This window comes from Pantoea sp. KPR_PJ (assembly GCF_041386365.1).
Classification (GTDB): domain Bacteria; phylum Pseudomonadota; class Gammaproteobacteria; order Enterobacterales; family Enterobacteriaceae; genus Pantoea.
In genome coordinates this window covers 46,936-71,497 of the sequence record NZ_JABMIK010000006.1, presented here as the reverse complement: position 1 = coordinate 71,497, position 24,562 = coordinate 46,936, and the positions used below count along the sequence as shown (strand labels likewise).

The following is a 24,562-nucleotide window of genomic DNA, read 5'->3' as shown; positions in this document are numbered from 1 at the left end:
GGCCGGTTATCCGGTCCTTTTTATGGAGAAACAGATGACTCTGGCACTGGTGACCGGCGCAAGCCGGGGAATTGGCCGCGCGACGGCGCTAAAGCTGGCGCAGCAGGGATATCGCGTGGCGGTCAACTATCGCCAGCGTGCTGACGAGGCGCAGCGGGTGGTAGCGCAGATCCGCGAACAGGGCGGTGAGGCGTTTACCGTTCAGGCAGATATCGCCGATGAGGCGCAGGTGATGGCACTGTTCAAACGGCTGGATGCAGAAGCGATGCCGCTCACCGTGCTGGTGAACAATGCCGGTATTCTTTCGGTTCAGTGCCGCGTGGAGGATCTCAGCGCGGAGCGCCTGCAACGCATCTTTGCCACCAATGTTACCGGCACATTTCTCTGCTGTCGCGAGGCGGTTCGACGCATGGGCACACACCACGGTGGCCTGGGCGGCTCTATCGTTAATGTCTCTTCCGCAGCTTCACGCCTCGGCGCGCCGGGAGAATATGTCGATTATGCTGCGTCGAAAGGGGCAATGGATTCACTGACAAAAGGCCTGTCGCTGGAAGTTGCCGCGCAGGGCATTCGCGTTAACAGCGTCAGGCCCGGTTTTATCTATACCGATATGCATGCGGATGGCGGTGAGCCGGGACGTGTGGATCGGGTAGCGGCTGCGGCTGGCGTCATTCCGATGGGACGTGGCGGGGAAGCCGAAGAGATTGCCGAGGCCATCGTCTGGCTGGCAAGCGAGGCCGCCTCCTATATTACCGGCACCTTTATTGACGCCGCTGGCGGTCGTTAATAAACGGGCCGCATTCCTGCGGCCGTAATCTTTCAGAGGGTTTCACCATTGCTGGCGATCACCTGCTGATACCAGCCAAAGCTCTTCTTGCGCGAGCGGGCAAAATCGCCGCTGCCGTCATCGTGCCTGTTCACATGGATAAAGCCATATCGCTTGTCATACTGGCCGGTGGTGAAGGAGACGCAGTCGATGCAGCCCCAGGGCGTATAGCCCATCAGCGCGACGCCATCCTGTACCACCGCTTTTTTCATCTCTGTGATATGTGCACGCAGGTAGTCGATGCGGTAATCATCGTCAATCACGCCCTGGGCATTAGCTTTATCAATAGCACCAAAGCCGTTCTCAACGATGAACAGCGGCTTTTCATAACGCTCATAGAGTGCATTCAGCGTATAGCGCAGCCCAACCGGATCGATCTGCCAGCCCCAGTCCGATGCGCCCACGTGCGGATTTTTCACTACGCCGTCAAAGCCCGTAATAGGGTCGTCAACGCCGCTGGCGTCATGTTTTACCGCGTTGCTCATGTAGTAGCTAAAACCAACATAGTCGGCGCAGCCGTTGCGTAACGTCTCGGCATCATCCGCATCCATCTGAATATGGTAGCCCTTGCGCGCCCACTCTTTTAGCGTGTAGGCCGGGTAGTAGCCGCGCATCTGCACGTCGCTGAATACATAGCGCTGATGCATCGCCTCCTGCGCCAGCATCACGTCATCAGGATGGCAGGAGTAAGGATAGACGGGCACCATGGCAATCATGCAGCCGATCTGAAAGTCGGGGTTAATGTCATGTCCGAGCTTTACCACTTTGGCACTGGCGACAAACTGGTGGTGCATCACCTGGTACATGACCTCTTCTGGCCTGTCATGCCCGGTAAACACCACCCCGGAGCAACAGTAACCAAACAGGGGATATTGCCAGTTGCGCTGGTTATTGATTTCATTGAAGGTCATCCAGTACTTCACTTTATGCTGATAGCGGCGCATTACTACGTCACTAAAGCGCACAAAGAACTCCACGACTTTGCGGTTATGCCAGCCGCCATACTGCTTTACCAGGTGATAGGGCATCTCAAAGTGGGAAAGGGTGATAACCGGCTCAATGCCATACTTCAGCAGTTCGTCAAACAGATTGTCATAAAACTGCAGACCAGCCTCGTTCGGTTCTGGCTCATCGCCATTGGGGAAAATACGCGTCCAGGCAATGGAGGTGCGGAAGCATTTGAAGCCCATCTCGGCAAACAGCGCGACATCGTCTTTGTAACGGGAATAGAACTCAACCGCCTGATGGTTAGGATAGTGATTGCCCGGCTGTACGCCGTCGGTAATCGTTCGGCTAACGCCGTGCGCGCCGCCGGTCAGTACGTCAGCGATGCTTACGCCTTTGCCGCCCTGATCCCAGCCGCCTTCAACCTGGTGCGCTGCTACCGCGCCGCCCCATAAAAAGTTCTGTGGAAAGCCTGATGCGTTTTGCATATTTCCTCGCAGCCAAATAAAGATTGCCGCGAGTGTAGCAAAGCAAACAATGAAGTCACGATATAACACCGACGCGTCCGGGTAATATGTTACGCGGCAAAAACAGCCTGTTTTATTTAATCAGCAGACGGCCGATAGCTTCAAGGATATACATCACCGGCACCTGCGTGGTGATATCGTAATTATTATTCAGGCGGATCACCGGCACATGACAGGCCAGCGTAAAATCGCTCATTTTTGCCAGTGAACTGCTTTCCGAGTGGGTAATCGCCAGGGTCCGGCAGTGGTGCAGGCTGAACTGGCTGGCAAGGCGCAGTATCTCCGGCGTTTCGCCAGAAACAGAAAGCAAGATAGCCAGTGTATGACTGTCTACATTACCGCTGACGGGATAATAGGGATCATCAATGTAATGGCTGAATTTACCGACGTTAGAGAAAAAGCGCGCGCCATATTTCGCAAGGCTACCTGAGGTGCCTGCACCAATAAAAAAGATCTGTTCTGACTGATTAACCATTTCAGCGGCGCGCGAAATAAGCGCGCTGAATTCATCGTTATGAATACTTTTGAAAAAACTCAGCATCTCACTGACGCCGCTGTTGACCTGAACGGGTTGCCTTTGCTGCTGCGCCAGACGGAAACGAATGCGAAATTCAGACCAGCCGTCGCACTGCATTTTGCGGCAGAAGCGCAGCACGGTCGTGGTGGAGACGCCGGCCCGCTCTGCCAGCTCGCGGATGGTCATATAGCTGACACTTTCCGGTTGTTTAATGATGTCGTGATAGACCTGCATTTCCAGATCGTTCAGGCTGGCAAGATCGTGATGAGAGAACATCGTTGCATGCGCTCGTTGAAAAAAGATCGGCGGACAGTGTACCAGATTTGCAGGCTGGCCTGTCTGTAACACGCACTCACAGATTAATTTAAGCGTACAAGTGTACACTGAAAATTTTCCTGGTTATGCTGGTGGTCAGAAAATCTCCACTTACCGCAAGACCCAGGACGTTACATGATGAAAAATCGCTTACTTGCACCGGGTTATTCCCTGGCTGAGGAGATCGCCAACAGCATCAGTCACGGTGTGGGCTGTCTGTTTGGCATTGCTGGACTGGTACTGCTGCTGGTGCAGGCGGTTGAGATGCGCGCCACCGCGACCGCCATCACCAGCTACAGTCTCTACGGCGGCAGTATGATCCTGCTGTTTCTCGCCTCAACGCTTTATCATGCTATCCCTCATCACGGCGCTAAGCGCTGGCTGAAAAAACTCGACCACTGTGCAATCTATGTGCTGATTGCCGGGACCTATACTCCTTTTTTGCTGGTGGGGCTGAAGTCGCCGCTGGCGCATGGGTTAATGGTCGTGATCTGGAGCCTGGCGCTGGCGGGCATTATTTTTAAGCTCACCATTGCGCACCGCTTTAAGGCGCTGTCGCTGGTGACTTACCTCTGCATGGGATGGCTGTCGCTGATTGTTATTTACCAGCTCGCGCTGAAGCTGTCGGCAGGGGGCGTGTGGCTACTGGCCGCGGGAGGCATCGTCTATTCGCTCGGCGTCGTTTTCTATGTGGCACGACGCATCCCTTATAATCACGCCATCTGGCACGGCTTTGTGCTGGGCGGCAGCGCCTGCCATTTCTGTGCCATCTACTTTTACGTCATGTGAGCAGCTGCAACCTTCCCGGCAGGGAAGGTTGCAGATGAGAATCAGCCTTCCAGCGAGTAGGGCAGCGGCTTAATCAGCAGACGTCCGTTGTCATCCCCTTCCACCCGCAGCACGCTGTCCGGCTCCAGATCGTTGTTCATCACCACCTGAACCCAGACCTCACCATCTTCAAGCTGGACAGCGTTCAGCACGGTACCGGTACGACGCCAGCGCTCGCCCATCTGTAACTCCAGCGAATCGTTCGCGGCGGGAACCCGACTTGCCTGACCTGCCAGCCAGTAGAGTGCACGCTTGTTTGCACCGCGGAATTTGGCGCGAGCCACCATCTCCTGGCCGGTATAGCAGCCTTTCTTGAAGCTGATAGCGTCCAGCGCCTGAAGATTGGTCGCCTGGGGGATCAATTGCGCAGTAGTGGCGGGTTCAATCACCGGGAGCCCGGCCTCAATATCCAGCGCCAGCCACTGCACGCTGTCGTTAAGCTGGGCATCATCAGCCAGCTTCTTCTGCAGCGCCTGCGCCCGATCGCGAGTAGTGACAATCAGAAAACGCTCTGCGGGCGTGGCAAACCAGAGGAGTGAGGTCTCTCCGTGCTGCACGACCGGATGTTCACTGTCCGGCAGACTCTCAAACAGGCTGGTAAGTGCGGCTCGCGCCTGGAAACCGGCCACGCCAAGCAGCACCGCTTCATCGTCAGGCACCAGCGTTACCTTAGAAAAGACCGCATATTTCTTGAGTTCAGCCAGCTGCTGGTCGCGCAGCTCGCGGCGCACCAGATAGGCGTAGCCCTCAGCGCGATGGAACAGACGCAGATTGCTCCACATTTTACCTTTGGCGTCGCAGTGCGCCGCCGGGCGATGCTGATCCGATCCCAGCGCAGCGACATCCAGCGTAAGCTGGCCCTGCAGATAGGCGGTACTGTCGACACCCTGCACCGACACGAGCGCCCAGCTATCCAGTGACATCAGGGTTAACGGCAGACGAGAAGAGGCCACAGGCTGGCGAGGCGGTAAGCTAAAAATAGGCATTGGCTGTCCTGATTAGAAGGTGAATCCTGAGTTCAATGTTAAAAGAGCGCACTGGCTTTGCAACAGGTTTGCGGGCTCGGGCGCACAAATCGCGAGTGGGGCGCTCATGCTGGCTCAGGTTGTGCGGCGCATCGCACAGCCGCGCAATGCACGCCTGCAGGCACAATAAAACCAGGTTACACTAGCCGCACTGTCTGAATAGCGGAAATAAAACACATGGACATTCATGAAAAATCGCGCATTCACTGGGCCTGCCGTCGCGGCATGCTGGAGCTGGATGTCGCCATCATGCCCTTCTTCAAGTATGAATATGACACCCTTAACGACACGGACAAAAAGGCGTTTGTTGCTCTTCTCAAGGCTGACGATCCCGATCTGTTCAACTGGATGATGGACCACGGTGAACCCGCCGATCCCGAACTCAAGCGTATCATCCGGGTTATCCAGCAGCGCAACCGTGAACGCGGCCCCGTGGCACTGTAAGCTACGACCCTCGCGCCTGGCACGTATGCTGCACGGCGCGTTTACGGCTGGCGCGCTGCTGATGGTGGCCACTGCGCCTTTGCCCGCGCTGTTCTGGCTGATTAAAATGCCGCTGCTGCTGCTGACTTTTCGGGAAGGTGTGCAACAACAGCGACGGCTGGCGCAGCGGCAGGGGATTTTGCAGCGTAAGAGCGACGGCAGCTGGCGCTGGCAAGGTGTGCAATGGCGCATCACGGCTCCGATTCGCTGGCTACCGGGCGCGGCGTTACTGGTATTACGCAGTGAACAAGGACGAATATTCAGGATGTGGCTGTTTCAGGATATGATGTCAGTTGGCCGCTGGCGTCAGTTCCGCGCGCGCCTGCTGCACGGCACGGAAAAAGCGTCCAGCGGCAGGCTATAGCAGCTCAGCGGTTTCGGTCAGTATCTGCTCACACCACTGTTCAATGCGTTCATCGGTGACGTCAAACTGATTAACGTCATCCAGCGCCAGACCTACAAACTGTTTTCCATCGGCGCTGAGCGGCTTCGGGCTGGTAAATTCATAGCCATCCAGCGGCCAGTAACCAACAAATTTCACGCCCATCGGCTGTAGCAGCTCATGCAGCATGCCCAGCGCATCAAGAAACCATTCGCCGTAACCAAACTGGTCGCCCATGCCGTAGAGCGCGACGATTTTATTGCGCAGATTAAGCGTGGGCAGCTGTGGCCAGATCGCTTCCCAGTCCTCCTGCAACTCGCCGAAATCCCAGGTAGGGATACCTAAAATCAGCAAATCGTACTGCTCCATCAGCTGCGGATCGTCATCTTTCACATTATGGAGCGTGACCAGTTCAGCGCCGATAAAGTCGCGAATTTTCTCGGCAGCCATTTCGGTATAGCAGGTACTGGAGCCGTAAAAAAGACCAATTTTCATACAGATAATGCTCTGAGTAGGACTGACTTTGGCGCAATTGTACCAGAAGCAGGGTGGATTAAGGCATAATGAGCACGATTTCACCTTAACGGCGGAGATACCGTGCAAGACAGCGACCTGACAGAACAGTTTCTGGACACGCTCTGGATTGAACGTAATCTGGCGCAAAATACCTTGTCCTCCTACCGGCAGGACCTGAAAACCCTGACTGACTGGCTGACGCATCACAAACTGACGCTGTTGACGTTGCAAACGGCGGATTTACAGCAGTTTCTCGCTGAACGGCTGGAGGGCGGCTTTAAAGCCAGCAGTTCGGCACGGCTGTTGAGCGCGATGCGACGCCTCTTTCAGTATCTTTACCGCGAAAAAATCCGCAGCGACGACCCCAGTACGCTACTCTCCGCGCCGAAGCTGCCGCAACGATTACCGAAAGATCTGACTGAGGCTCAGGTTGAGCGGCTGCTACAGGCTCCTGCGACCGATATTCCGCTGGAACTGCGCGACAAAGCCATGCTGGAGCTGCTTTACGCAACCGGTCTGCGCGTCTCTGAACTGGTGGGACTGACGCTGAGCGATATCAGCCTGCGTCAGGGCGTGGTGCGCGTTATCGGTAAAGGCAATAAAGAACGTCTGGTGCCGCTGGGAGAAGAAGCGGTTTACTGGCTGGAGCACTATCTTGAGCATGGTCGGCCGTGGCTGCTTAACGGGCAGACGCTGGATGTGATGTTTCCCAGCAGCCGCGCGCAGCAGATGACGCGTCAGACTTTCTGGCACCGCATCAAGCACTATGCCGTGCTGGCGGGCATTGACAGTGAAAAACTCTCTCCACATGTGCTGCGCCACGCTTTCGCCACCCATTTGTTGAACCACGGTGCCGACCTGCGTGTCGTACAGATGTTGCTGGGACACAGCGATCTCTCGACCACACAAATTTATACGCACGTTGCGACAGAGCGACTGCGTCAGTTGCATCAACAGCATCATCCGCGCGCCTGACGCGGATAGTAAGGAATATAAATGAAAAAATTTATTCTATTGGCTCTGCTGGCTGGAGCTTTCAGCAACGCAGCTCAGGCCGATGATAGCGCTATTTTACAATCCCTGAAAAAACTGGGCCTGCAACAGACGGAAATCGTCCCCTCGCCGCTGGCGGGTTTTAAAACAGTGCTGACCGAAAGCGGCGTTATTTATGTGACCGAAGACGGCAAACATATGATTCAGGGCCCGCTCTACGACGTCAGCGGTGCGCAGCCGGTCAACGTCACCAATCAGCTGCTCGACAAAAAGGTTGAGGCGCTGGCACCGCAAATGATCGTCTATAAGGCGGCAAAAGAGCAGCACGTTATTACTGTCTTTACCGATATCACCTGCGGCTACTGCCGCAAGCTGCACGAGCAAATGGCCGACTACAACGCGCTGGGTATCACGGTTCGCTATCTTGCTTTCCCACGTGAGGGACTGAATGGTCAGGTAGAGAAGGCGATGAAAGCAATCTGGTGCGCCGCCGATCGCAATAAAGCCTTTGATGAAGCGATGAAGGGCAACGCGCCGCAGATGAGCGCGCCGGAGAGCTGCAACATTGCGCTCGACCAGCACTACAAGCTGGGCATTCTCTACGGCATTCAGGGCACGCCTGCAATTCTGACCGATTCCGGCATGATGATTCCGGGTTATCAGGGGCCGCAGGAGCTCAAACAGGTATTAGATCAGCATAAGCGCGGTGGCTAATTGTCAGTGATAAAATCGGTAGAACTGCGGCGGCGTGAAATCGGTGTCGAGGATCGGCTCCCGGCAGCGCTTCCGCCGCTGCTTAAACGACTCTATTTGCAGCGCGGGGTACGCAGCGCGGCGGAGCTGGAGCGCGGGGCAAAACACCTGCTGCCGTTTACCACGCTGAAAGGCGTGGACGAGGCGGTTGAGCTGCTGCATCAGGCGCTGCTCGACGGGCGTCGCATCATGGTGGTGGGCGATTTTGATGCTGACGGCGCCACCAGTACCGCGCTGACGGTGCTGGCACTGCGCAGTATGGGCGGCCACAACGTGCAGTACCTGGTGCCCAACCGCTTTGACGATGGCTACGGCCTGAGTCCGGAAGTGGTCGAGCAGGCGCACGCACGCGGCGCACAGCTGATCCTGACGGTGGACAACGGTATCTCTTCCCACAGCGGCGTTGCCTGTGCGCATCAGTATGGTATCCCCGTGCTGGTGACAGACCACCATCTGCCTGGCGAAACGCTGCCTGAGGCGGACGCGATTGTTAACCCCAATCTGGACGACTGCGAATTTCCATCGCGCGCGCTGGCAGGCGTTGGCGTCGCCTTTTATCTGATGATGGCGCTGCGCGCCCATCTGCGCAAGCTGGGATGGTTTGGCGCAACGCGTGCTGAACCTAACCTGGCGGAGCTGCTTGATCTGGTTGCGCTCGGTACCGTTGCTGACGTGGTGCCGCTCGACGTCAACAACCGCATCCTGGTATGGCAGGGGCTGAGCCGTATTCGCGCCGGCAAATGCCGTCCCGGTATTCGCGCACTGCTGGAGATTGCCAACCGTGATGCGCGCCAGCTGGTGGCAAGCGATCTCGGCTTCGCGCTGGGGCCACGCCTGAATGCGGCGGGACGACTGGATGATATGTCCGTGGGTGTGGCGCTGTTGCTCACTGACGATATTAGCCAGGCGCGCATGCTGGCCAGCGAGCTGGATGCGCTAAACCAGACGCGTAAAGAGATTGAGCAGGGTATGCAGAGCGAGGCGCTGGCGCTGTGCATGGAGCTGGAGCGCAAGCAGACTGAACTGCCGCTGGGGCTGGCCTTTTATCATCCCGAATGGCATCAGGGAGTGGTGGGTATTCTGGCGTCACGCCTCAAGGAGCGATTTTACCGTCCGGTCATCGCCTTTGCGCCAGCAGGTGACGGCACCTTAAAAGGCTCAGGCCGCTCGATCCCTGGCCTTCATCTGCGTGATGCGCTGGAGCGGCTCGATACGCTTTATCCCGGCATGATGCTGAAGTTTGGTGGTCACGCCATGGCAGCGGGCCTGTCGCTGAAGGAGGAACGCTTTGATGAATTCCGCCAGCGCTTTGCCGATTTGCTGGGTGAGTGGCTGAGCGAAGAGGCGCTGCAAAGCGTTGTCTGGTCAGACGGTGTGTTGCAGCCTGGCGAGTTCTCCCTGCAGACTGCTGAGCTGCTGCGTGAGGCGGGGCCGTGGGGACAGGCGTTCCCGGAGCCCGCGTTTGATGGAAAATTTAAACTGTTGCAGCAGCGTCTGGTGGGCGAGCGTCACCTGAAGGTGATGCTGGAGCCGCTGGGCGGTGGTCCGCTGATTGATGGTATCGCTTTTAACGTCGACACCACATTATGGCCCGACAGCAGCGTGCGCCAGGTCGAACTGGCGTTTAAGCTGGACATCAATGAGTTTCGCGGCAACCGATCGGTTCAGTTGATTATCGATCATCTCTGGCCGCTAAATTAGCACTGGCTTTCGTGGTGAACTTGCTGCAAATCCGCCGCTGACAGCCCGGTGATACCCTGCATCAGCGAGACGTCAATGCTCCGGGCCAGCATGTTGCGCGCTATGGCCAGCGTGGCTTCGCGCTGGCCTTTCTTCACTCCTTGCGCAAGCCTCTGTTGACGGTCTTCTTCGCGCCCTGTCTGCTTTAGCTGTTCTGCAATCGTCATCAGTTCCTCCTTTAAGCTGCCTGACGTCAGGCGCAGCGTGGCGAGGCCGCAGATGCGCAGCAACCCGTCGGGAAGAGGCTGCTCAACAAAATTACGCGCCATATGCGTATGGGCAAGGAAGGTTTTAAAGAGGGCATCGTGCGGCGTTATGCTCTTTTCGCTGCCATTTTTCATCTCTCTGCGTTTTTCCTGTTGCGGGCAGGCCAGCACGCCCTTTCTCACCTTCGGGGAGTGCAAATGATCGCGCTGTGGCGCATCATCCAGACCATGAGGTACCGTTTCAGCGAAACCCGTAAAAGTGCGCCGTGTTCCGCCGTTTTTACCGTGCAAAGGCGCAAGCGGCACGCGACTGAAACCCTACAAACTCACGGCTATTTCAGTTAGACTGCGGGGTTTACATCCCGACATTTAGCGAAAAGACGCCAAAGCCATGTTTGAAATTAATCCGGTCAAAAACCGTATTCAGGACCTCACCGAGCGCAGCGACGTTCTTAGGGGGTATCTTTGACTACGATGCCAAGAAAGAACGCCTTGAAGAAGTAAACGCCGAACTGGAACAGCCAGACGTCTGGAACGAGCCTGAACGCGCGCAGGCGCTGGGTAAAGAGCGCTCCTCGCTGGAAGCGATTGTGCAAACGCTGGATCAGATGTCGCAGGGCCTGGAAGATGTGCAGGGTCTGCTTGAACTGGCGGTAGAAGCCGAAGATGAAGAGACGTTTGACGAAGCGGTTGCCGAGCTAAATCAGCTTGAGAGCAAGCTGGGCGAGCTCGAATTCCGCCGCATGTTCTCAGGCGAGTATGACAGCGCTGACTGCTACATCGATCTGCAGGCGGGCTCCGGCGGCACCGAGGCGCAGGACTGGGCCAGCATGCTGATGCGTATGTATCTGCGTTGGGCCGAAGCCAAAGGCTTTAAAACCGAAATCATCGAAGAGTCAGAAGGCGAAGTGGCGGGCATCAAGTCTGTGACCATTCGCGTTTCAGGCGACTATGCGTTTGGCTGGCTGCGTACCGAAACGGGCGTACACCGTCTGGTGCGTAAGAGTCCGTTTGACTCCGGCGGTCGCCGTCATACTTCATTCAGCTCTGCGTTTATCTATCCGGAAGTGGATGACGATATCGATATCGACATCAACCCAGCGGATCTGCGCATTGACGTCTACCGCGCATCGGGCGCGGGCGGTCAGCACGTTAACCGTACCGAATCGGCGGTGCGTATTACCCATATTCCGACCGGTACCGTCACCCAGTGTCAGAACGACCGCTCTCAGCATAAAAACAAAGATCAGGCGATGAAGCAGATGAAGGCAAAGCTGTACGAGCTTGAGATGCAAAAGAAAAATGCTGAGAAACAGGCGCTGGAAGACAATAAGTCTGATATCGGCTGGGGGAGCCAGATTCGCTCTTATGTGCTGGATGACTCCCGCATCAAAGATCTGCGAACCGGCGTTGAAACCCGCAATACCCAGGCGGTGCTGGATGGCGATCTCGACCGTTTTATTGAAGCAAGTTTAAAAGCAGGGCTATAAGGAACCGACATGTCTGAACAACAACCGCAGAGCGCTGATGCCGCCCTTGAGTTAAATAACGAACTGAAAGCGCGTCGCGAAAAACTCAGCGCGCTGCGTGAAAACGGCGTGCCGTTTCCTAACGACTTCCGCCGGGATAACACCTCAGACGTGCTGCACGCGCAGTATGACGAAAAGAGCAACGAAGAGCTGGAAGATTTAGGCGTTGAAGTCAGCGTTGCTGGTCGTATGATGACCCGTCGTATTATGGGCAAGGCGTCATTTGTCACGCTGCAGGACGTTGGCGGCCGCATTCAGCTTTATGTTGCGCGCGACGATCTGGCTGAAGGGATCTACAACGAGCAGTTCAAAAAGTGGGATCTCGGTGACATCCTGGGCGCGCGCGGTAAGCTGTTCAAAACCAAAACTGGCGAGCTGTCGATTCACTGTCACGAACTGCGCCTGCTGACCAAAGCGCTGCGTCCGCTGCCGGACAAATTCCACGGCCTTGCCGATCAGGAAACCCGCTATCGTCAGCGCTATCTCGACCTGATTGCCAACGACGAATCGCGCAACACCTTTAAAGTCCGTTCGCAGATCATGGCTGGCATCCGTCAGTTCATGGTAGGCCGCGACTTTATGGAAGTTGAAACCCCGATGATGCAGGTGATCCCGGGCGGTGCATCGGCACGTCCGTTTATTACGCATCACAATGCGCTGGATATCGATATGTATCTGCGTATTGCACCGGAGCTTTATCTCAAGCGCCTGGTAGTGGGTGGCTTCGATCGCGTCTTTGAAATCAACCGTAACTTCCGTAACGAAGGCATCTCACCGCGCCATAACCCTGAGTTCACCATGATGGAACTCTATATGGCCTATGCGGATTACAGAGATCTGATCGAGCTGACGGAAAGCCTGTTCCGTACGCTGGCGCAGGACGTGCTTGGCACCACCAAAGTGCCTTACGGTGAGCAGGAATTTGACTTCGGCAAACCGTTTGAAAAGCTGACCATGCGCGAAGCGATCAAAAAATATCGCCCGGAAACCGACCTGGCGGATCTGGATGATTTCGACAAAGCGGTGGCCATTGCCCAGTCAATCGGCATCAAAATCGAGAAGAGCTGGGGTCTGGGACGTGTGGTGACGGAGATCTTTGAAGAGACCGCTGAGGCGCATCTGATTCAGCCAACCTTCATTACCGAATACCCGGCTGAAGTCTCACCGCTGGCGCGCCGTAACGACGAGAACCCGGACATTACCGACCGCTTTGAGTTTTTCATTGGTGGACGTGAAATTGGCAACGGCTTCTCTGAGCTGAACGACGCGGAAGATCAGGCGGAGCGTTTCCAGCAGCAGGTGAATGCCAAAGATGCGGGCGATGACGAAGCGATGTTCTATGACGAAGATTACGTCACCGCGCTGGAGCACGGCCTGCCGCCAACGGCGGGGCTGGGCATTGGTATCGACCGTATGGTGATGCTGTTCACCAACAGCCATACCATCCGCGACGTGATCCTGTTCCCGGCGCTGCGTCCGACGGCGAAGTAATTAAGACGGCGGCTGGCGCTGACGGTTTTTTCAGCAGCGCATCCGCCTTCACGCGGCGGGCGTGGCCCGTCGCGTCATCACTGGGCGAACCGCTATCCGGGCCGGGCTTTCCGGCCTTTTTACATCCTCACGACTTCAATACCCCGTTCAGCCAGGCCTCAAAGCGCGCATAAGGCACATAAAGCGCGACGTCGCGGTAGAGCGTTTTTCCACTCTGGTTGTCGTCGATACGGCGGCTGTAGCCCACAATCACCCCGGTCAGGGTATCGTCCGACACGTTATAGACCGCCCCTCCCGACATGCCTTTTACCACGCCCGCATTGGCTGCTACCACCACGCAGGTTGCCTTGTTCCAGCTATTAGCCAGCGAGGTATTAATCAGGTTCTCGCCGCTGGAGCTGACCGGCATCGCACTAATAAAGCTGTAACCGTACAGATTCACCTTCTCGCCGATGTGACTGTTGCGGAACCGCGGTGGCAGGTTAGCCTCAGCATTTTTATGGTAAACCACGGCCAGATCGCAGTCGGGGTGCCAGGCTTTCACGCGATAAAGCGAGAATTTCGCCACGTGCGCGGCGGTCAGACTGTACTCTGCCGTCAGTGGAATAGTGGTGCCCAGCGTGCCCAGTCCCAGCGCAGTGGGAATACCGGTATAGGTCATATCAACACGCTTCTGTGCTTCGCTGCTGTACTCATAATGGCCGACAGAACAGCCGCTAAGGCCAAGCGCAATCAGGATGATTAGCCGCTGCATTTTTCTTCCCGCTTAAGAGTGGCTTCACTTTATACAGCGACACGCTGGATATCGGCAATGTTAATCACGCTTTTATTTCGTTGATTCAACATAGAAAATCATTCTTTTAACACGCTGGCAGGTCGCTGACATCAAGTGCAGCGCGTAAAAGTCGTGAACAGCGTTAAGCATTTATCACGCTATTGTTGCGTGCGCAGCAAAGGTTCCTTGCCGCAGGCAGGGTATATGCAGACAAACGGCTGTGATTTAATACTCATTGTGACGAAGTTCAAATTTTTATAATCGTCCGCGCCCGGCGTCCGCTGCGGCGTTCACTTGCCTGTTGATTGGGAGAATGTGTTATGCCTGTTGCTTTACTGGCGCTGGCGCTGAGTGCGTTTGCGATTGGAACCACCGAGTTTGTTATTATGGGGCTGCTGCCCGAAGTGGCGGGCGACCTGCAGGTCACTATCCCGTCAGCAGGCTGGCTGATCAGCGGCTATGCCCTGGGGGTAGCGATTGGCGCGCCAATCATGGCGCTGCTGACCGCCAGGCTGCCGCGTAAAAAAACACTCATCCTGCTGATGACCATTTTTATCATTGGCAACGTGCTCTGCGCGCTGGCCTATACCTATAACCTGCTGATGATGGCGCGCGTGATTACGGCGCTCTGTCACGGGGCCTTCTTCGGGATTGGCGCGGTGGTAGCGTCAAGCCTGGTCGCTCCGGGCCGGCAGGCGTCAGCGGTGGCGCTGATGTTTACTGGCCTGACGCTGGCGAACGTTCTGGGCGTGCCGCTGGGAACCTGGTTTGGTCAGCTGTTCGGCTGGCGCGCGACCTTCTGGGGGGTAGCAATTATCGGCGTGCTGGCCTTTATTGCGCTAATCGTTAGCCTGCCAACCAATAAAGAAGAGAAGCCGGTGCATCTGGCGAGTGAAATCAGTGCGCTGGCAAACGGCAAACTGTGGCTTTCGCTGCTGATGACCGTTTTCTTTGCGGCTGCGATGTTTGCCCTGTTCAGCTATATCGCACCGATGCTGTTACAGGTCACCGGCATCAGCGCGCGTGGCGTCAGCTGGACGCTCTTCCTGATTGGCGCAGGGCTGACCGTCGGTAACATCCTCGGCGGCAAGCTGGCGGACTGGAAAGTCTCCTTTAGCCTGATCCTGAGCTTCTCGCTGATCGCGCTCTTTTCGCTGCTCTTTAGCTGGACCAGCCATGCGCTGTGGCTGGCGGAAGTCACGCTGTTTCTCTGGGCGATGGCCACTTTCGCTACCGTTCCGGGTTTGCAGATCAACGTGGTACGCCATGGCAAAGAGGCACCAAACCTGGTTTCAACCCTGAACATTTCCGCGTTTAACGTCGGCAATGCGCTGGGTGCGTGGGTTGGCGGCGCGGTGATCGGTCAGGGCTACGGGTTGACCGCCGTTCCTGTGGCGGCGGCGGCGCTGGCCGCTGTCGGGCTGGCCATCTGCCTGATCACCTTTCGTCAATCGGGCGGCAACGCCGCCACCGTGCGCGCTTAAGCCAGCCGCTCGGCAATCCGCTGAGTAAAGTCGGCCACCTGGGTTTGCAGGTGGTCGGCAAAGGCTGATACCAGCGCTGAAGCCGGTCTGTGCAGCGGTCGCACCAGGCTCACGGTAAAGGGTACCGCAACGCTGAACTTACGCATAACCACGCCGCTGTCGGCATAATCGAGCGCCGTCAGCGGATTGACAACCGAAATGCCCACCCCCGCGCGCACCATCGCGCAGACCGATGCCGCACTGTGCGTCTCCAGCACCAGTCGGCGCTCCACGCCCTCTTCATGAAACAGCGCGTCCAGCAGCTGACGATAGCTGTCGTTGCGCGACAGGCTGACGTAGTTCTCTCCGGCAAAATCCTGCGGCGTCAGCACCGCACAGTGGCAGAGCGGATGCTGCTGCGGCAGCACACACACCTCATCGCAGGTCAGCAGCGCCAGCCGCTCGGTGCCTGCCGGTGCCTGCTGGGTTTCGGTCAGGCCAAGATCGTAGCGCTGCGCCGACAGCCACTCCTCCAGCAGAGGCGACTCCTGCGGGATAATGTTGAGGCTGACGTCAGGATAGTGCTGCAAAAAAGGCTGCACCAGCGGCGGCAGCAGCGACTGCGAGAAAACCGGCAGGCAGGCGACAGAGAGCTCACCCTGGCGAAACTGGCGTAGCCCGTCTGCGGCCTCCATGATGCGGTCGAGACCGTACCAGGATCGCTGCACCTCTTCAAACAGGCGCAGGCCCTGCACCGTCGGCTGAAGCCGCCCACGCACGCGAGAAAAGAGCCGCAATCCCAGCTGTTTCTCCAGCCACGCCAGCTCGCGGCTTACGGTGGGCTGTGAGGTATTCAGCAGCGTGGCGGCCTGGGTCAGGTTGCCGCTGGTCATCACCGCATGAAAAATCTCGATATGCCGCCAGTTTATTTTTGCCATATTTAGCCATATCAGTTTTGCATAGCAGGCATTAAAACAGATATTTTTCAGCATGGCACGCTTCTGGCCTAATAGGGGTAACTACAGGAGAATAGCGATGCCGCGTGCTTTAACTGATACCACCACCGCCCTTAACGCCGAGAATTTACTGTCGCTGGCGCAGCACTACAGTGGCCCGTTCTGGGCCTACGATGCCCGGATCATTCAGCAGCGTATTGAACAGCTGCATGATTTTGACGTGGTGCGCTTCGCGCAAAAAGCCTGCTCTAACATTCACATACTGCGTCTGATGCGTGCGGCGGGCGTTAAGGTCGATTCGGTCTCGCTGGGCGAAATCGAGCGAGCGCTGGCGGCGGGCTATCAGGCGGGTGGCGAAGAGATTGTCTTTACCGCTGACGTTTTCGATCGTCCGACGCTGTCGCGTATCGCCGAGCTGAAGGTGCCGGTTAACGCCGGATCGATTGATATGCTGCATCAGCTGGGTGAAGTGTCACCGGGCCACGCGGTCTGGCTGCGCATTAATCCGGGCTTTGGTCACGGGCATAGCCAGAAAACCAATACCGGTGGTGAAAACAGCAAGCACGGCATCTGGCACAGCGAGCTGCCGCAGGCGCTGGCAGCACTTCGGCAATATGGCCTGCGGCTGGTGGGCTTGCATATGCATATTGGCTCCGGCGTTGACTATGGCCATTTGCAGCAGGTGTGTGATGCGATGGTTGAGCAGGTTATCGCACTCGACCAGGATCTGGCGGCAATTTCCGCCGGAGGCGGTCTGTCGATCCCCTATCGTTTCGGCGAAGAGGCGATTGATACCGCACACTATTTTGGCCTGTGGGACGCGGCACGTCAGCGCATTGCGGCACATCTTGGCCACGCGGTGAAGCTGGAGATCGAGCCGGGCCGCTTCCTGGTTGCCGAGTCGGGCGTCCTGGTATCGCAGGTGCGGGCGGTGAAAACGATGGGCAGTCGTCACTTTGTACTGGTTGATGCAGGCTTTAGCGATCTGATGCGTCCGTCGATGTACGGCAGCTATCATCAGATTTCGCTGCTGGCCGGGGACGGGCGCGCGATCGACGAGCAAACCCAGCGCGATACCGTGGTTGCCGGGCCGCTGTGCGAATCGGGCGACGTGTTCACGCAGCGGGAAGGGGGGCAGGTAGAGACGCGTGCGCTGCCCGCTGCGCAGGTCGGTGACTATCTGGTGTTTCACGATACCGGCGCGTATGGCGCGTCAATGTCGTCAAACTACAACAGCCGCCCGCTTATTCCGGAAGTGCTGTTTGAGCAGGGCAGGCCGCGTGAAATTCGCCGTGCGCAGACGATTCAGGAGCTGCTGGCGCTTGAGCTGAGCTAAGGCAAAAGGTGAACATTCTCTCTTTACACGAGGCACCGCAGCACGCTGAACAGATTATTGACTGGCTATGGCGCGCCTTTGACGCAGAGAACAGCCGTGACTTTATGGCCAGTGTCGTGAACAGTTCACTGCTGGGAGCGGCATTTCCGGTCACCTTCGTTGCTATCGATGACGCGGGCAGGGCGGTGGGCACGGCAGGATTCTGGCGCTGCGACCTTATTAGCCGCCAGGATCTTTTTCCCTGGCTCGCCGCGCTCTACGTCGATGAATGCGCACGCGGCAGTGGCCTGAGTATGGCGCTACAGCAGCACGTCATCGACTATGCGCAGCAGCGCGGCCATCGTCAGCTCTGGCTCTGGTCCACTTTTGGCGACTACTATGAGCGCTTTGGCTGGACACCGGCAGGCGAGGCGCTCGATTACCCTGATAAAACCGTCCGGCTCTACCAGCGCGCGCTCTAAGCCGGCCCGCTCACCGAATGCCGCCGCACCAGCGTCGGGCTAAACATATAGGTGACTTCAGGCAGCGGCTGGGCGTGCGCCAGCGCCAGCGCCAGTTCCGCGGCCTGTTGCGCCATGGTCACAATGGGATAGCGCACCGTGGTTAAGCGCGGACGCACATAGCGCGACACCAGCACATCATCAAAACCAATCAGTGACATCTCTTCCGGCACGCGCACGCCGTTATCACTCAGTACCGCCAGCGCCCCCGCAGCCATCGAATCGTTATAGCAGGCGACGGCGGTAAAGTTGCGGCCGCGTCCCAACAGCTCCGTCATCGCCTGTTCACCGCCGGTTTCATCTGGCTCGCCAAGCGCCACCAGCCGATCATTGCAGGGCAGGCCATGCTCTTTCAGCGCGTCGTAGTAACCCTGCAGGCGATCCTCAGAGTCAGAAATCGGGTGAGTCGAGCAGATAAAAGCGATGTGCTGATGTCCTTGTTGAATCAGATGGCGCGTGGCCAGCCAGGCACCATAGCGGTCATCCAGCGCAATGCAGCGCTGTTCAAACCCTTTCAGAAGACGGTTCAGCAGCACCATGCCGGGCACCTGCTTCATTAATATTTCCAGCTCGGCGTCGGGAATTTTTTTTGCATGCACCACCAGCGCCGCGCAGCGGTGGCGCATCAGCTGCTCAATGGCCTGCCGCTCTTTTTGCTCATTATGGTAACCGTTACCAATCAGCAAAAAGTTACCGGTCTGCCCCGCAACCTCATCGACCGCTTTCACCATAGCACCGAAAAACGGGTCGGAAACGTCGCCGACGACCAGGCCCAGCGTCTCGGTTGACTGCTGGGCCAGCGCGCGCGCATTGGCATTGGGGTGATACTGAAGCTCGTCCATGGCCTGGCTGACGGCCTGGCGCGAGTTCTCGCTGGCTTTTGGCGAATTGTTAATCACACGGGAAACCGTGGCGACGGAGACTCCCGCCAGTCTGGCAACATCCTTAATGGTAGCCATGCGTCGACCTGTAGTAGGGAAAACGTTTACACATGCCAGCAGTGTTACGGAAAAGGGCGCTTACATCAAGCCAGCAGAATGTCTGCGCCGTCGCAAAAAGGGGCGAAAGGAGAGGCTTAACCTGGCAGAGGAGCGCATGGTATCCTGCCTTTTTCCTTTACCTGCCACGAAACGAAACCATGAAAAAGCGAGTGCCACATCTGGCGCACTGGGGCGCATTTACCGCCGTGACTGAAAACGATCGCCTGATCGGCTGCGAGCCGTTTTTCGCTGACGCCGATCCGTCGCCGATGCTGAACACCCTTCCCGAGCTGGTCTACTCTGACAGGCGTATCCGTCAGCCGATGGTGCGCCGCTCCTGGCTGAAGTCGCGCGAGAACAGCGATCGCACGCTGCGCGGCCGTGAAGATTTTGTCGCCGTCGACTGGGAGACCGCGCTGGATCTGGTGGCGGATGAAAACCGCCGCGTCCGCGAACGCTACGGTGCCTCGGGCATTTTCAATGGCTCCTATGGCTGGTCGTCGGCGGGCCGCGTTAACCACGCGCGCACCCTGGTCCGCCGCTTCTACTTTCAGGGCGGCGGCGGGGTTGACCAGCAGGGCAACTATAGCTGGGGGGCAGCACAGTTCTTCCTGCCCTACGTGATTGGTACCTATATGCCGCTGACCGGTCGCGTTACCGACTGGCCGCAGGTCGTGGAACACGCTGAGATCGTTGTTGCCTTTGGCGGCCTGGCGCTGAAAAATGCGCAGGTGGCGTCGGGCGGCGCGGGTCAGCACACTCTGAAGCCGGCGCTGGAGCAGCTGGCGGCCAGAGGCACGCCGGTTATCAATGTCAGCCCGATGCGCGACGACTGTCCAGCGCTGGTTAACGCTGACTGGATCCCAATTCGTCCTAACACTGATGTGGCGCTGATGCTGGCGCTGGGCTATGAAATTACCCGCCGCAACGCGGTGGACGAGGCGTTTCTGGCCAGCCATTGCACCGGCTGGCCGCAGCTGCGCGCCTACCTGCTGGGCGAAAGCGACGGCGTGGCGAAAACAGCAGGCTGGGCGAGCCGCATCACCGGCATCCCGCCGGCGCGCATCGTGCGCCTGGCAGAACAGCTGGCTGGCAAACGCAGCTTTATCACCTGCGCCTACTCGGTGCAGCGCGCCCATCGCGGCGAACAGCCCTACTGGATGATGATTGCGCTGTCGTCGATGCTCGGCCAGCCAGGCCTGCCTGGCGCAGGCTTCTCTTTCGGTCACGGCTCAATGAACAGCGTCGGCAACCCGCGTCAGGACGGTCCTGCGCCGTTGATGGCGACCGGCCCCAATCCCTCTGGCCTGTCGATACCGGTGGCGCGCATCAGCGATATGCTGCTCAACCCCGGCCAGGCCTATACCTTTCAGGGCGAGACGCTGCACTATCCCGATATTCATCTGGTGCACTGGGCGGGCGGTAATCCCTTCCACCACCATCAGCAGCTCAACCGGCTGGCAGAGGGCTGGCAGAAGCCCGACACCGTGGTGGTGCAGGATATCGTCTGGACGCCCGCCGCGCAGATGGCGGACATTGTGCTGCCCGCCACTACCACGCTTGAGCGCAACGATATTGGCGGCTCTTCGCGCGATCGCTTTGTGCTGGCAATGCATCAGGCGGTTAAACCGCAGTACCAGGCACGCAATGACTTCGACATTTTCGCAGACCTGGCGGAGCGTCTCGGCTATCGCGAGTCGTTTACCGAGGGGCGCAACGAGCGCCAGTGGATTGAACATCTTTACCAGCAGTGCGCCGTGGCGCACGCGCGTAAAGGGATTGCCTTCCCCGAGTTTGGCGAGTTCTGGTCGCGCGGCTTTGTGGAGATCCCGGAGGGCGGCAAGCCCTATGTCTTTATGGATGATTTCCGCGCCGACCCGGTGAGCCACCCGATTCAGACCGCCAGCGGCAAAATCGAACTCTTTAGTCAGACCCTCGCCGACTATCAGCTGGACGATTTTGCCGGTCATCCCGAGTGGCGCGAGCCGCAGGAGTGGCTGGGCGCGGCGCTGAGCGAGCAGTTCCCGCTGCATATGATCTCTATTCAGCCCGCCGATCGGCTCCACAGCCAGCTGGATGCGACGCCCAGCGTGCAGGGCAACAAAACTGCCGGGCATGAAACGCTCTACATGCATCCGCACGATGCCGCGCCGCGTGGCCTGACAGAGGGGGATGAGATAGAGGTCTACAATGCGCGCGGCAGGATGCTGGCTGGGGTGCGCCTGACCGACGGACTGACGCCTGGCGTGGTGATTGTCGCCACCGGTGCCTGGTTCGATCCCGGCTTTGGCGCAGAATGGCAGCCGTTTGACCGCGCGGGCAATCCCAATGTGCTGACACTGGATATCGGGACCTCGTCGCTGACGCAGGGCCCCAACGCCATGAGCTGTCTGGTGGAGATCAAAAAGCATCAGGTTTGCAAAATCACCTAATAAACTCATGGCTGGTTACATTTTGCCGGACACTGTTGCTTTTAGGTGATGGCAGCCCAGCTTGTGGCCTTGCTACAGTCAGGGTCCCAGAGGTATTGATGGGTGAACATCAACAGATTTTCTTGATTACACCGACCTGCGCAGATGCGCAGGTTTTTTTTGCCTGCCGCATCGATTACGAACTGATACACAGTTTTCCTGTTAACGACGGAATGCTTTCTTTATAACTGCTCGCCTGGACATTTTTATTTTTTTACGCAGCGGATTGCTATGCCCCGGATAAAAAAACTACTGGGAAAAGACCAGATCAAAGCTCCTTTTAACCCGTTTCGTTTTCGCCTGATCTGCCTTGGCGTAATAACCTGCATGGTAATACTGATGGCGCGTATTGCCGATTTGCAGTTTCTCAACCAGCCCATGCTGGAACATGAGGCGGATCAGCGCTCATTACGCACCGTGACGCTGCCGACTAACCGTGGCACCCTGCTGGACCGCAACGGTGAAGCGCTGGCGCTCTCAGTGCCGTCGCGCGACGTGATTGCCGATCCGCTGCGCGTGCTGGAAGCAAACCCCGATTTTCTCAGTGCCAAATGGGCCTACCTGGCCTCGGCGCTTAACATGCGCCCTGAGCAGATCGTCGCGCAGATCACCGCCAATCCCAAACGCCGCTTTCTCTATCTGGGCCGCAAGGTTGAGCTGGGCATTGCGAAAGATATTGCCGAACTGCATCTGAAGGGGATCAGCGAAGTTTATGACGACAGCCGTTTCTACCCGATGAGCGAAGCGGCGGCGCCGCTTATTGGCATTGTTGGCGCGGACAACACCGGTCTGAACGGGCTGGAAAAAGGCTATGACAAAATCTTGCAGGGCGTGCCGGGCAAAGAGGTTTACCGCCAGGACGCCGCAGGCAACATTATCTCCATGCTGAGCTATACGCCGCCGACGCAGCCGCCGACGGTGCAGCTCAGTATCGACAAGTTCGATCAATACACGCTCTACAGCAAACTGCGCGACGGGGTACTGCTTAATAAGGCGGACTCTGGCGCAGCGGTGCTGATAAAGATCGATACCGGTGAAATTCTTGGCATGGCTTCCTACCCGTCGTTTAACCCCAATAACTATGACGGCGCCACGCCTGCCCAGATGCGCAATGCAGCCATTAACGACAGCTATGAGCCGGGTTCGACGGTGAAGCCGCTGGTGGTGATGGAGGGACTGGAGCGTCACCTGGTGCGCCCGGACTCGGTGATTGATACCACGCCGTACAGCGTGAACGGCCACCTGATCCGCGATGTCGGCCACTGGCCGCGCCTGACGATGACCGGCATTCTGCAAAAATCGAGCGACATCGGCGTCTCTCATATCGCGTTGGCGATGCCTGCCGAGGCGCTGGTCAATACCTATCAGGCGTTCGGGCTGGGCAAACCGACTGGCCTGGGACTTACTGGCGAGAGCGTTGGCTACTTTCCGGCGCACCGTCAGCGCTGGGCCGATATCGAGCGCGCCACCTTCTCCTTCGGCTACGGCCTGCGCGTGACGCCGCTGCAGATCGCGCGTGAATACGCCACGCTGGGCTCATTCGGCGTCTATCGTCCGCTGTCAATTACCCGCGTAACGCCGCCGGTACTTGGCACGCAGGTGGCCAATCCGGAAACGGTAAAAGAGGTGGTGCATATGCTGGAGAGCGACGTGCTGCCGGGAGGCACCGGTACCAAAGCCGCGGTGCCGGGCTACCGGCTGGCGACCAAAACCGGTACGGCTGAAAAGATGGGATCCAGCGGCAAATATGACGGTGGCTATATCAACTACACCGCCGGTATCGCGCCTGCCAGCCATCCGGAAGTTGCGCTGGTGGTCATGATTAACCACCCTACCGCAGGCGCGCACTTTGGTGGCTCGGTAGCGGCGCCCGTCTTCGGCAACATCATGGGGCCAGTACTGAAGCACATGAACATCGCGCCAGACGCAATCTACAGTAAGTCTTCAGATAAATCCTAATAAAATCAGGGTGTAACCGGGTAGGGAACTTATTCATACCTGGTTTCATTTCGGCGAACTCCGTTGCGTTTTCGCGCTGTCCTGTTGCGCCACAGAATGCGAGGATAGCGGTCCCAGAGGTATTGATCGGTGCGAAAACAGGCTGCTCCAGGCAGCGCTATCCGCGAGGATAATCCATCCGTTTATTGCACCAACCCACGCGGATGCGTGGGTTTTTTTTTCTCTTTTTGCCCGTATCCGCCTTTACGCAGAGGCGACCTTCACGCACGACATTGCGGCAGCAAAGCCTGATTTTTCTTAACGCCATCCTTAGGGTTTGCCGACGGAAAAACGACCAGGCTGTCGTGGATAATAGCCAGCGTGATAGCTGAAACACCTGATAATGTGCTGAATTGCAGAGGGGTTTTTACTTTTCTCTTTGGCAAAACGTTCATCATGACGAATCTGTCCCGCTCTTCTCGTTCCCGCTGGTTTAAGCGGCTTCTGTTATTCATCCGGGTTGTGATGATCGCTGGCGTGCTCTGGCGCGTGCTGCCGGTGGGCAAAAAGCCGGGCAGCCTGCCGCAGGGGGCGCACAGCGGGCCGCCGGGCAGGGCGATGATGGGCGGCGGGGCACCCCTAGTACATAGCGGTGTCGCGACCATCGCCGACGAGCCGGTTTATCTCAGCGCGCTCGGCATCGTGATCCCCAACGCCAGCGTTACCGTCACCAGCCGCGTTGACGGTCAGCTGGAGAAATTTTACTTCACTGAAGGGCAGAAGGTGGAGGCGGGCCAGCTGCTGGCGCAAATCGATCCGCGCAGCTTTGAGGCGACGCTGCCCGTGCGTCGGCGCGCGTCACACGCAACCAGTATGACGCCGGGATGATCGACTATCTCGACGTGGCCACCACTGAGAGCAGTAGCCTGAGCGCACAGCAGAGCCTGCTGACGCTGCAAAGTACACAGTGGGTGACCAGCGTGGCGCTGGTTGCCGCGCTAGGCGGCGGCTGGCGCGCGGGGCAGTAATTCTCGCGCTGGCGCTTGTCGAATGCCGTCAGATCCTGC

Annotated in this window: 23 protein-coding genes and 2 pseudogenes; 16 read left to right on the top strand and 9 right to left on the bottom strand. The window is 57.7% G+C overall.

What is annotated here, in order from left to right:
* Window positions 1–34: 34 nt before the first annotated feature.
* Window positions 35–787, top strand: coding sequence for an SDR family oxidoreductase (locus HP564_RS13905; RefSeq protein ID WP_371243968.1), 753 nt, complete (start codon window positions 35–37; stop codon window positions 785–787).
* A 32-nt stretch (window positions 788–819) separates the two neighbouring features.
* On the opposite strand, the gene HP564_RS13900 is transcribed toward HP564_RS13905, so the two are convergent.
* Window positions 820–2,259: a 6-phospho-beta-glucosidase gene (locus HP564_RS13900; RefSeq protein ID WP_371243966.1), complete on the bottom strand. Its 1,440-nt coding sequence runs from the start codon at window positions 2,257–2,259 to the stop codon at window positions 820–822.
* Window positions 2,260–2,371: 112 nt separating this feature from the next.
* Window positions 2,372–3,091 (bottom strand): MurR/RpiR family transcriptional regulator, encoded by a 720-nt coding sequence (locus HP564_RS13895; RefSeq protein ID WP_371243964.1) that lies wholly within the window; start codon window positions 3,089–3,091, stop codon window positions 2,372–2,374.
* Between the two features lie 174 nt (window positions 3,092–3,265).
* Here HP564_RS13895 and HP564_RS13890 point away from each other — a divergent pair, with 174 nt between their 5' ends.
* Window positions 3,266–3,919 carry a hemolysin III family protein gene (locus tag HP564_RS13890; protein ID WP_371243962.1) on the top strand — a complete coding sequence of 218 codons (654 nt, stop codon included), beginning with the start codon at window positions 3,266–3,268 and terminating at the stop codon, window positions 3,917–3,919.
* A gap of 41 nt (window positions 3,920–3,960) precedes the next feature.
* On the opposite strand, the gene ygfZ is transcribed toward HP564_RS13890, so the two are convergent.
* A complete protein-coding gene (gene ygfZ, locus HP564_RS13885) occupies window positions 3,961–4,944 on the bottom strand; it encodes a tRNA-modifying protein YgfZ (protein WP_371243960.1) in 984 nt (327 codons plus the stop codon).
* Window positions 4,945–5,160: 216 nt separating this feature from the next.
* Here ygfZ and sdhE point away from each other — a divergent pair, with 216 nt between their 5' ends.
* Together sdhE and HP564_RS13875 are read left to right on the top strand one after the other, a co-directional pair.
* A complete protein-coding gene (sdhE, locus tag HP564_RS13880) occupies window positions 5,161–5,427 on the top strand; it encodes an FAD assembly factor SdhE (RefSeq protein ID WP_371243949.1) in 267 nt (88 codons plus the stop codon).
* On the top strand, window positions 5,402–5,830 hold the full coding sequence (locus HP564_RS13875) for a protein YgfX (protein WP_371243947.1): 429 nt from the start codon (window positions 5,402–5,404) through the stop codon (window positions 5,828–5,830). The genes sdhE and HP564_RS13875 overlap by 26 nt, the downstream gene beginning before the upstream one ends.
* Here HP564_RS13875 and fldB read toward each other — a convergent pair.
* Window positions 5,825–6,343 (bottom strand): flavodoxin FldB, encoded by a 519-nt coding sequence (gene fldB, locus HP564_RS13870; RefSeq protein ID WP_371243945.1) that lies wholly within the window; start codon window positions 6,341–6,343, stop codon window positions 5,825–5,827. The genes HP564_RS13875 and fldB overlap by 6 nt on opposite strands.
* A gap of 102 nt (window positions 6,344–6,445) precedes the next feature.
* Here fldB and xerD point away from each other — a divergent pair, with 102 nt between their 5' ends.
* The 3 genes from xerD to recJ are packed head-to-tail and all read left to right on the top strand — an operon-like array spanning window position 6,446 to window position 9,811.
* A complete protein-coding gene (xerD, locus tag HP564_RS13865) occupies window positions 6,446–7,339 on the top strand; it encodes a site-specific tyrosine recombinase XerD (RefSeq protein ID WP_371243943.1) in 894 nt (297 codons plus the stop codon).
* A 21-nt stretch (window positions 7,340–7,360) separates the two neighbouring features.
* Window positions 7,361–8,071 carry a bifunctional protein-disulfide isomerase/oxidoreductase DsbC gene (gene dsbC / locus HP564_RS13860; protein ID WP_371243941.1) on the top strand — a complete coding sequence of 237 codons (711 nt, stop codon included), beginning with the start codon at window positions 7,361–7,363 and terminating at the stop codon, window positions 8,069–8,071.
* Window positions 8,072–8,077: 6 nt separating this feature from the next.
* Complete coding sequence (recJ, locus tag HP564_RS13855) at window positions 8,078–9,811, top strand: single-stranded-DNA-specific exonuclease RecJ (protein ID WP_371244254.1); 1,734 nt, start codon at window positions 8,078–8,080, stop codon at window positions 9,809–9,811.
* Here the strand turns inward: recJ and HP564_RS13850 are convergent.
* On the bottom strand, window positions 9,808–10,191 hold the full coding sequence (locus HP564_RS13850; protein ID WP_371243939.1) for an Rpn family recombination-promoting nuclease/putative transposase: 384 nt from the start codon (window positions 10,189–10,191) through the stop codon (window positions 9,808–9,810). The genes recJ and HP564_RS13850 overlap by 4 nt on opposite strands.
* A 256-nt stretch (window positions 10,192–10,447) precedes the next feature.
* Here HP564_RS13850 and prfB point away from each other — a divergent pair.
* Window positions 10,448–11,546, top strand: a protein-coding gene (gene prfB, locus HP564_RS13845; RefSeq protein ID WP_371243937.1) for a peptide chain release factor 2 whose coding sequence is annotated in 2 segments (ribosomal slippage) — window positions 10,448–10,522 and window positions 10,524–11,546 — 1,098 coding nt in all. Because the reading frame shifts where the segments join, the coding sequence is not laid out codon by codon here.
* A 9-nt stretch (window positions 11,547–11,555) separates the two neighbouring features.
* Entirely contained in the window at window positions 11,556–13,076 is a 1,521-nt protein-coding gene (lysS, locus tag HP564_RS13840; RefSeq protein WP_371243935.1) for a lysine--tRNA ligase, read from the top strand.
* Between the two features lie 127 nt (window positions 13,077–13,203).
* Here the strand turns inward: lysS and HP564_RS13835 are convergent, their stop codons facing one another.
* On the bottom strand, window positions 13,204–13,830 hold the full coding sequence (locus HP564_RS13835; RefSeq protein ID WP_371243933.1) for a serine protease: 627 nt from the start codon (window positions 13,828–13,830) through the stop codon (window positions 13,204–13,206).
* Window positions 13,831–14,171: 341 nt separating this feature from the next.
* Between HP564_RS13835 and HP564_RS13830 the strand changes: the two genes are divergently transcribed.
* Window positions 14,172–15,335, top strand: a complete 1,164-nt coding sequence (locus tag HP564_RS13830) for an MFS transporter (RefSeq protein WP_371243931.1) — start codon at window positions 14,172–14,174, stop codon at window positions 15,333–15,335.
* Here the strand turns inward: HP564_RS13830 and HP564_RS13825 are convergent.
* Window positions 15,332–16,252, bottom strand: a complete 921-nt coding sequence (locus tag HP564_RS13825) for a LysR family transcriptional regulator (RefSeq protein WP_371244252.1) — start codon at window positions 16,250–16,252, stop codon at window positions 15,332–15,334. The two genes, HP564_RS13830 and HP564_RS13825, sit on opposite strands and share 4 nt — an antisense overlap.
* 97 nt (window positions 16,253–16,349) lie before the next feature.
* On the opposite strand from HP564_RS13825, the gene lysA reads away from it, so the two are divergent.
* Window positions 16,350–17,606, top strand: coding sequence for a diaminopimelate decarboxylase (gene lysA, locus HP564_RS13820; RefSeq protein WP_371243929.1), 1,257 nt, complete (start codon window positions 16,350–16,352; stop codon window positions 17,604–17,606).
* Between the two features lie 8 nt (window positions 17,607–17,614).
* A complete protein-coding gene (locus HP564_RS13815; protein ID WP_371243927.1) occupies window positions 17,615–18,067 on the top strand; it encodes a GNAT family N-acetyltransferase in 453 nt (150 codons plus the stop codon).
* Here the strand turns inward: HP564_RS13815 and galR are convergent.
* Window positions 18,064–19,065 carry an HTH-type transcriptional regulator GalR gene (galR, locus tag HP564_RS13810; protein WP_371243925.1) on the bottom strand — a complete coding sequence of 334 codons (1,002 nt, stop codon included), beginning with the start codon at window positions 19,063–19,065 and terminating at the stop codon, window positions 18,064–18,066. The genes HP564_RS13815 and galR overlap by 4 nt on opposite strands.
* A gap of 179 nt (window positions 19,066–19,244) precedes the next feature.
* Here galR and HP564_RS13805 point away from each other — a divergent pair, with 179 nt between their 5' ends.
* The gene (locus HP564_RS13805) at window positions 19,245–21,518 is read left to right on the top strand and encodes a molybdopterin guanine dinucleotide-containing S/N-oxide reductase (protein WP_371243923.1); all 2,274 of its coding nucleotides are present in this window, start codon (window positions 19,245–19,247) and stop codon (window positions 21,516–21,518) included.
* A 270-nt stretch (window positions 21,519–21,788) separates the two neighbouring features.
* Window positions 21,789–23,516: a penicillin-binding transpeptidase domain-containing protein gene (locus tag HP564_RS13800; protein WP_371243921.1), complete on the top strand. Its 1,728-nt coding sequence runs from the start codon at window positions 21,789–21,791 to the stop codon at window positions 23,514–23,516.
* A gap of 260 nt (window positions 23,517–23,776) precedes the next feature.
* Here the strand turns inward: HP564_RS13800 and HP564_RS13795 are convergent, their stop codons facing one another.
* Window positions 23,777–23,953, bottom strand: a complete 177-nt coding sequence (locus HP564_RS13795) for a hypothetical protein (RefSeq protein WP_371243919.1) — start codon at window positions 23,951–23,953, stop codon at window positions 23,777–23,779.
* On the opposite strand from HP564_RS13795, the pseudogene HP564_RS13790 reads away from it, so the two are divergent.
* Both HP564_RS13790 and HP564_RS13785 read left to right on the top strand, forming a co-directional pair.
* Window positions 23,952–24,335 (top strand): annotated as a pseudogene (locus HP564_RS13790) (biotin/lipoyl-binding protein); the annotation flags it as partial. The gene HP564_RS13795 and the pseudogene HP564_RS13790 overlap by 2 nt on opposite strands.
* Window positions 24,329–24,523 (top strand): annotated as a pseudogene (locus HP564_RS13785) (TolC family protein); the annotation flags it as partial. The pseudogenes HP564_RS13790 and HP564_RS13785, both read left to right, overlap by 7 nt.
* Window positions 24,524–24,562 lie beyond the last annotated feature (39 nt).